Raw genomic sequence first — 2,625 nt, 5'->3', positions numbered from 1 at the left:
TTGCGCATTTCGCAAAAGCCGGACAGGGGTTCCGCTAATTCCCGGACAGTGGTTTCGCTAATGTCGGGACAGTCTGGCGGCGTCGGTCCTCGGGTGCCTTGTTGCGTTCATGGATGATTGATTTCGCCGTTTTCGGTGCCGGTCAAGAGGGGCGCAGCCTTTTGCTTTCGCATGCTGTCGCCCTGAAGCACGATGCGGTGGGCGTTGTGCACGATCCTGTCGAGAATGGCGTCGGCGACGGTGGGGTCTGCGATCAGGTCATGCCATCTGGCCACCGGGACCTGGGCCGTGATCAGGGTGGATTTGCGGCGATAGCGTTCCTCGACGATTTCGAACAGATGGAAGCGCTGTTGGTCGGTGAGGGAGTGGGTTCCGAAGTCATCGAGGATGAGCAGTTGTGCGCGGGTGAGTTTGTCGATGAGGCGTGGGAAGCGGCCATCGAGACGGGCGAGCGCCAAATCCTCGAACAGGCGCGGCACGCGCACATAGAGCACGGAATGATCAAGCCGTGCTGCTTGCCGGCCGAAGGCGCAGGCTAGCCACGACTTGCCGGTTCCGGTCTGGCCGGTGACGATCAGGTTCTCATGCGCTTTCAGCCATTCGCCCTGGGCGAGCGCCATGGTGCTGCGCCGGTCGAGCCCACGTGGCGCGGCAAAGTCGATGTCCTCGATGCAGGCTTCGGGAAAGCGCAGCCTGGCTGAGGCGAGCCGGTTCCGGACGCGCTTGTCGGCCCGTATAGCGACCTCGCGGTCGAGCATCAGGCCGAGCCACTCGTCACGGCTGAGCTCGTTGGCGTTGTTCCGTTCGGCCAGTTCGCGCCAGGCGGCAGCCATGCCGGCCAGACCGAGGGTTTGCATCTGGTCGAGGGTGGGGTTCGTCAGCATTCTTTCTTCCTTTCCTTCACTGGTAATAGGTGGAGCCGCGGATGTTGGCGTGCTGGGGTGTCGGCTTTGCCGGTTCTGCAGAGCTGGCTCGGTCGAGACCGGCTTTGAGGATGGCGGTGACGGAGGAGTAGGCGATCGCGTTGATCAGCAGCGCCCGCTCGCAGGCGGCATCGAGACGCTCCGGCCCATAGCGCGGCGCCAGCGACAGGATGCCCATGGCCGAGCGGTATCCCTGTTCCGGATGCGGTCGGTCGCGCATCATGCGCTCGACCAGGATGGCGGCGTTGGGGCCAATCCTGGCCGCCCGGCTGATCAGGCTGGCCGGCGTGGTGTTAGCGTAGCGCTGGTGCGCCTTGGGCATGTGTTCGTTGACGGTGACATGGCCGGAACGCTGGGAGCGACGCACATGGCTGGCGACACGCTGGTGATCGTGGAAGATCTCGACCACTCGATGCGTGAGCCGCACCTCGACGGTGCGGCCGATCAGCCGGTGCGGCACCGAGTAGAAGGTCTTGTCGACCTCGACATGGTAGTCAGGATGGACCTTCGCCGACTTCCACTCGGCGTATTCGAACGGTGCCGCCGGCAGCGGCTTCAAGGCAGCCCGCTCGATCTCCTCGAACAGTTCGCGGCGGCTTTGGCCGATATGGCGCATCGGCCGGTTGTTCAACTCCTCGAGCAGTTCGGCGATCGCCGCGTTGAGCTCGGCGATCGAGAAGAAGGATCGATTCCTCAGCCGCGCCAGAATCCAGCGCTCGACAATCAGCACCGCGCCTTCGACCTTGGCCTTGTCGCGCGGCTTGCGGCTGCGGGTCGGCAGGATGGTGGTGTCGTAGTGCTCGGCCATGGCGGCAAAGGTCGCGTTCAGCGTCGGCTCGAACCACAGCGCCTTGACGACACCGGCCTTCAGGTTGTCGCACACGATCGCTCTGGTGACGCCGCCGAAGAAGGCGAGCGCTCGTACCTGGCCCTCGATCCAGTCCGGCAGCTTTTGACTGGAGCTGGCAAAGGCGAAGGTCAGATTGGATGCGCCCAGCACCGCGACAAAAATCTGCGCCGGGTAAATGACGCCGGTCGCCGGATCGATCACCGGCACCGTCTGCCCGGCATAGTCCGTCTGCATCACCGCGCCCGCCGCATGCCGATTGCGGAATGTCGCGCTCGTCCGGCGCTCGAAAGCGGCGAAGTGCTCGCAGAACCAGGTGTAGCCGTAGCCGTCGGGATGGGCGGCGCGATACTCCTGCCACAACAGCGTCAGCGTCACCCCCTTGCGCTTCAGCTCCCTGGCGATCAGCGCAAAGTCCGGTTCGCTCAGGTCTTGCGGCGGACGACCGGCACGGCCAAACAGCAGCCGCTCAAGTGTCGCGTCGTCGTGGCCCGGCGGCAGAGGCCAGCATGACAGCCCGGCCTCCCGCGCCCGTAGCAAATAGGTCGATACTGTCGTCTTGCTGATCTTCAGCCGTTCCGACACCTCACGCACCGAAAGACCCTGCTCATGGGTCAGGCGCAAGATCGCTTGGATGTCCCTCACGCTCGTTCGTCTCGCTTGCTTCCGTCTCGGCATGGCCCCTCTCAACATCATCGTGAGGGGCCAAACTGCCAGAACGGCGCAACCAAGAACCGACCGCTAAATCCGCTCCCGAAAACTGTCCGGGATTTAGCGGAATCGCTGTCCGCGAATTACTGAAATCACTGTCCGGGATTTAGCGAAAAGGGTGTCCGGGAATTACCGAAACACGCA

At 63.7% G+C, this 2,625-nt stretch carries 2 protein-coding genes; both read right to left on the bottom strand.

Annotated elements, in window-relative coordinates:
• Nucleotides 1-107 precede the first annotated feature (107 nt).
• Complete coding sequence (gene istB / locus C8D77_RS37170) at nt 108-884, bottom strand: IS21-like element helper ATPase IstB (RefSeq protein WP_095802987.1); 777 nt, start codon at nt 882-884, stop codon at nt 108-110.
• 16 nt (nt 885-900) lie between these two features.
• Complete coding sequence (gene istA / locus C8D77_RS37165) at nt 901-2,448, bottom strand: IS21 family transposase (protein WP_109672951.1); 1,548 nt, start codon at nt 2,446-2,448, stop codon at nt 901-903.
• Nucleotides 2,449-2,625 lie beyond the last annotated feature (177 nt).

This window comes from Mesorhizobium loti (assembly GCF_003148495.1).
Taxonomy (GTDB): Bacteria; Pseudomonadota; Alphaproteobacteria; order Rhizobiales; family Rhizobiaceae; genus Mesorhizobium; species Mesorhizobium loti.
This window is presented reverse-complemented; position numbering and strand designations above follow the sequence as displayed.